Annotated in this window: 3 protein-coding genes and 3 pseudogenes; all 6 read right to left on the reverse strand. The window is 36.4% G+C overall.

The window, feature by feature from the left end; translation table 11 throughout:
* Nucleotides 1-22 precede the first annotated feature (22 nt).
* The gene (locus Wcon_RS08855) at nt 23-247 is read right to left on the reverse strand and encodes a gpW family head-tail joining protein (protein ID WP_114517794.1); all 225 of its coding nucleotides are present in this window, start codon (nt 245-247) and stop codon (nt 23-25) included.
* A pseudogene (locus tag Wcon_RS08860) lies at nt 240-2,057 on the reverse strand (phage terminase large subunit family protein). The gene Wcon_RS08855 and the pseudogene Wcon_RS08860 overlap by 8 nt, the downstream one beginning before the upstream one ends.
* Nucleotides 2,054-3,521: pseudogene (locus Wcon_RS08865) on the reverse strand (ankyrin repeat domain-containing protein). The pseudogenes Wcon_RS08860 and Wcon_RS08865 overlap by 4 nt, the downstream one beginning before the upstream one ends.
* 7 nt (nt 3,522-3,528) lie before the next feature.
* Entirely contained in the window at nt 3,529-4,005 is a 477-nt protein-coding gene (locus tag Wcon_RS08870; protein WP_114517894.1) for a hypothetical protein, read from the reverse strand.
* A gap of 16 nt (nt 4,006-4,021) precedes the next feature.
* The gene (locus tag Wcon_RS08875; RefSeq protein ID WP_114517504.1) at nt 4,022-5,233 is read right to left on the reverse strand and encodes a DNA modification methylase; all 1,212 of its coding nucleotides are present in this window, start codon (nt 5,231-5,233) and stop codon (nt 4,022-4,024) included.
* A gap of 109 nt (nt 5,234-5,342) precedes the next feature.
* Nucleotides 5,343-5,534: pseudogene (locus Wcon_RS08880) on the reverse strand (Holliday junction resolvase); the annotation flags it as partial.

Here is a 5,534-nt window from a genome sequence, read left to right on the forward strand (position 1 = left end):
TTCCTTTCAACGATTTTTATCATTATATGATCCCCTTACTCGTTGAAAAAACAATTTTCCTCTTTGGCTTCATACCTGCAACTTTTAACTCAGCCTTAATTCGTTGTCTTAAATTCAATAAATCATTTATATCTACTTCTGCATAACGGACAACATGGTCACCATATGCAATTGATACTACTCTTTCTCCACTTTGTAGCTTCTTTATTGCTTGTTCAACTTGAGACAAATACTCTTCGTTATACATTTTCCAACCACTTACTCTGTCTTACTTTTTTAGGCTTTTTACTTTCCATTTTTCCACTCAAACTATTCCATTTACTCTCTGGCCATCGATCAATCCCAAGTGCAATAGATGCAGCTCTGGCATAAATCCGGCAATCTAGTACCTCATTTCTTTCTCTTACCTTTTGCCACTCTTGTTTGGTGTAGCCTTTTACTACCTTGCTGACTAATTGCTCTGCCGTTAGCTGTTTGAAATATTCAGGTGCATACTCCGGAAAATGACAGTATCCTACTGGAGCTTCTTCACCTTCTTTTAAAATATTAAGCAATTGAAAAAGCTCTGACTTTAATATCGATACTCCTACTGGCCAGAGCTTTATTCCTCTTTTCAGCTTTTGCCCTCCAACTGTTATATCAACTCTACTTGGGCTGCTAAGTGGCACTAGGGCTTTATTTACACCTTTCACTGCCATTACTCTTCCAGATCCTTGATGACTTCTCACCCAGTTGTAAACTTCCTGCGTTGCATACCCTGCATCAACTGCCATCATGCTTATCATATATTCAAGACCATTTTCACCGATAAAATGATGATTAAGTAATTCTGAAAGCTTTCCCCATACTTCCCTACCTCCTGTATCTCCTTCAAATACTTGGTAGTCTATTGACCAATTTTCTCTGCCTTTTCCCCAGGCTACAACTTCTACTTCTAAACGATCTTTTTGAACATCTACTCCTGCTGTGAGAACTACTTCGCCTTTTGGTACTGTGCCTACGGGAAAAAATTCTCTCCTGTTAAATAATTGCTTCCAATCGGTACTTCTCCTTTGTCTACCCAAGTTTCTCCTAAAGTGGTATTTATCCAAACTTTTAGTAATTGTTCACTTTCCTTTGCATGGAGAAAATCCTCTACTGCTTGTTGCCAACTATACCAGCCAACTGGACTATAAAGACTTGAAAGATGAAATCCTTTTTTCTCACCTTTTACTCTATTAGTAGGCCTCCATTCTCCACGCTCAAGCATCTCTGTCTTTTGATGATTTTCTATCTTTTTACCACATTCTATACATATATAGTGTGCTGTATTTGGATTTTTATCTTCCCATTTTATTTGTGACCATTTTAATATTTGGTAATAATTACAATGCGGACATGGTACAAAAAAATATCTCTTATCTGTTGCTTCAAATTCTTTCTCAATTCTGCTTATTCCATGGTGTTGATACTAAAAAAATCTTTCGCCGTGCAAATGTATTAGTTCGAGCAATACTGAGCAGTACTGGATCTCCTTCTCCACCTGAGTCTCCTGGATAGGCGTCTATTTCATCAAGAAAGAGATATTTTACTGGCATAGATCGGAGGCTTACACTGCTGTTTGCTCCGGTTATTACTACTATTCCACCTTGAAATTCCTTACTCTGCACAGTATTGCCTGAGTCTCTTGACCTTGGGTCTTTTACTTTACTTTTTAAACATGGCGTACTCTCTATTAACGGCGCAAATCTTCCCTTTGACCAACGTTTTCCCATCTCAACTGTAGGCTGTACTACTAGCATTGGACCTGGTGTTTGATCGATAATATAGCCTATCCAATTATTTCCAGCCTCTGTTCCTCCAATTTGTGCCCCCTTCATAAACACTACTTTTTCAATCGGTGAAGAGGGTGATAGAGAGTCCATGATTTCTTTAAGGTATGGCGTTCTCTCTGTTCTCCATTTACCTGGCTCTGATGTTGCAGTTGCTGCTAGAACTCGATACTCATTTGCCCACTCTGATACTTTAAGTTGCGGATCTGGTTTTAAACCTTCAGAAAAAGATGTGGCATATATCATATTGCTAGCTCTTCACCATCATTAGATAACATCACTTAAATTAGGACTACTTGTTTTCTCACTTTCAAGTTCAGTAAACATTTTCTTTTCAAGTGCTTCTTCTATATACTTCTGAATTAAATTACTCATCATTATTGCAGCTATGAGCGCAACTATTCCCACCATTACTGCAGCTATAATGTTAGGGTAAATTCCCACTATCACTATTGCACATACTGTTATAGAAACACAGACGATATTGATATATTTCTTTATTTTTTTGTCTGCTATTTTCCTTTCTTCAAAATATTTATTGCTCAATAAATGAAATGTTGGAAAGTTCTTCTGTCTTCCAAATAACACTATTTCCTTCTCTTTGCTCAGTAATTTTATTAATTTTGCGTTATTTGTTGTTATTGCGTACTGAAAAACATCTGTAGCATCCGCTCCTTTTTTTAGTAGTGATTTTACTATCTTCAGGTTCCTATTCTTTGCTGCAAGATATATCGCTGACTCCCCATTCTCATTTATAGCATCTACTTCAATTCCCTCTTCCAAAATCTCTCCTAGAAGCTCTCCGTATCCTTTTTTTGCTGCTAAGTGAAGTAAATTGTTCTTCTCTACTCCATACCTATTACTTATTAAAGCTTTTACTATTTCAGATTTGTTCTCTTCTTTCGCATAACAAAATGGTGTCTTGCCATTATCATCTTTAATCAAAGGATCTATGTCTTCTCGGGTTAGTAATACTTCTACTGTTTTAAGTCTTTCAGCGTAATGTAGTGGTGTTTTATTTTCATAATCTTGTAAGTTGACCCCAGCATTAGGAACATTTATTAAGCATCTTACAATATCTAAACATAAGTCCCTTTCATCGTAATTACTACTACTTATAGCTACGTGCAAAGAAGATAATTTCATTGCATTTCTGCCGCTACCAGCTATATTGACATCCGCACCAAGATTTGAAAGTAATTTTACTACTTCTAGCTTCTTGTTGTTTACTGCATAATGAATTGCTGCATGATTTCTCACATCAAGAACATCTTTGTCCGCATTTCCTTCTCTAATTAAAATTTCTACTATTTCTTCATGTCCAGCTCCTGCCGCTAAGTGTAATGGTGTATGTAGTAAAGCATTCTGCTCATTAACATTAACCCCTTTGTTAAGTAAAAACCTTACAGCATTTGCTTCATTCAACATCGCAGCTAAGTGAAGCAAGCTATCTCCCTCTGATCCATATTTATGATTGATTAGTGCTTGTAATACTTCTTCTCTTGCACAAGAGAGCGCACTTTTACCATCATCGTCAGCGATCAGTGGATTAATATTTTTCCTGTTCAGTAAGAGTGCAACCATGCTAAGCTCGTTAATTTCTACTGCATAATGCAGCGGTGTCTTTCCATTTAATCCTCTAACGTTTACATCCACTCCGGGCTGATTAATGAGACACTTTATTAATTCTAAACTTAAGTGAGCAGACATTTTATATTTAAAATTTAGTGTTAGATAATTCTTCAAGCGAGTTTGTAATCTCTTCAGTTAGCGCCATATGAATCTTTTCAGTGTCACTCAGTGATGCAAGCAGCGCTGAAACTCTATTTGGAATATTAAGCAGATTATTACGTACAACCCTTGCTACATTAAATGCATCGCGCTTTACTTCCTCTACTGCTACAAGTTCTCCTATCTCAGCCTTAGCTTTCGCCTCAAGAAGTTTACCTCGCTCCATTTCATTTTTTATTCGCGTTTTAAGCAACATCGTGGAAAGTTTTTCTCCGCTTTCTGAATAGTTTTTTCTTCTCAGTGGTTGACTTGGATCTCTGATTGTTTCTATAGCCCTGTTTGCTTGTTCTCGGTCAATGAGTCCATCCTCCAACTCAACTATTCCTTTTTTTACTAAATAACAGACATATTGCTTTGATACTCCTATCTCTCTTGCCCATTCTGTTTGTGTGATTTTTTCCACTCTTTTTGCCTCTTTTCTACGAATTTTCTTCTTGAATTTCTGCAAAAGTTTTACCAGTACTGGCTAAAAGGGCATCTCTTCCGGTATATATTTGCCAACGTTTTATGGTTACATCTACAAATTTTGAATCTAACTCTATTGTCCTACAAATTCTTCCTGTTCTCTCACATGCAATCAGTGTACTTCCAGAGCCGCTAAATGGATCAAGAACTATGTCTCCTGATCTGCTGCTGTTTACTATTGCTCTCTCCATTAGCTCTACTGGCTTCATCGTTGGATGTAGTGTATTATGTGTTGGCTTATCATAAAACCACAGGTCACTTTGATTTCTACCTCCATGCCACTCACGTTTATTGCCGCTTTTCCATCCATAGAGCATTGCTTCGTATTGTCTTTGATAATCAGATCTGCCTAGCGTAAAATGATTCTTTGCCCAAATGATAAATGTTGACCATTTTCCTCCTGCCTCCTCAAATACTTTTTGCAACGTTGAAAACTCTGATGATGATATGCAGATGTAAATTGCACCTTTCGTATATGCTAAAATATGGGAACAGATGCCATAGAGAAAAAGCTCATACTTTTCACCTTGATTATCATTTAATACCTTTTTGTCTTGGCTATTACCATAATCAACGTTATATGGAGGATCACAAACAGTAATGTCTGCCATTTTATCATCTAACAGCGCTTTATATGATTCAACTACAGAGCTATCACCACAATAGATTCGATGATCACCTAAAATCCATAAATACCCTGGTTTTGTTATTTCTACCCTTTTTTCATCACCAACCAAGTCAGAAAAATCTTCTTTTTCACTATCTAAATCATCAAGGAAATGTTGAACTTTTTCTAATTCAAATCCAGTCATTTTAAGATCAAACTGTAAATCTTCTAACTCTTGAATTTCTACTTTCAAAAGCTCATCATCCCACTTTGCCCAATTAGCTGATTGATTTGCCAGTAATCGAAAAGCTTTGGTTTGTGGTTCATTTAGATTATCACTTAAGACCACTGGAATACTTTCCATACCAAGTTTTCTTGCTGCTTTAAGTCTTAAATGACCATCAACCACAGTTCCATCGCTTTTTGCAACTATTGGTATACGAAAGCCAAATTCCCTGATTGAAGCACACATTCTATTTACTACGTCATCATTTTTACGAGGATTACGCTCATATTCAACTAGATTTCGAATAGGATAGTAGTGGATTGCTAAATTCATATAATTGCTATACTAATTAAAAAGTTAATAATTAAAATATCTCTGACGCTAAAGAAGGCCTGGGGTCATACCCACCAAACCCGCTAGCCTAGCTGAAAGGACCCACTTTTTATGGAGTTTTTAATACATTAAAATCTTTACTAAAATTCATAACGTAGAACATCAAAGCTAAAGCATCGGCCTCATTATCATCTCTAGGTGAAAAACTTTTTTCACGTATCGCTTCAATAACTTCACTCTTACTTGCATTGCCTTTGCCTGCTATAAAGCGTTTTATAGTTTTAACATTAACACCTTTGTA

The sequence above is a fragment of the Wolbachia endosymbiont of Cylisticus convexus genome, assembly GCF_003344345.1.

Excerpts from the sequence above, each read along its gene's own strand:
- Wcon_RS08855 (WP_114517794.1), bottom strand. The coding sequence starts at position 247 with ATGTATAACGAAGAGTATTTGTCTCAAGTTGAACAAGCAATAAAGAAG.
- Wcon_RS08875 (WP_114517504.1), bottom strand. The coding sequence starts at position 5,233 with ATGAATTTAGCAATCCACTACTATCCTATTCGAAATCTAGTTGAATAT.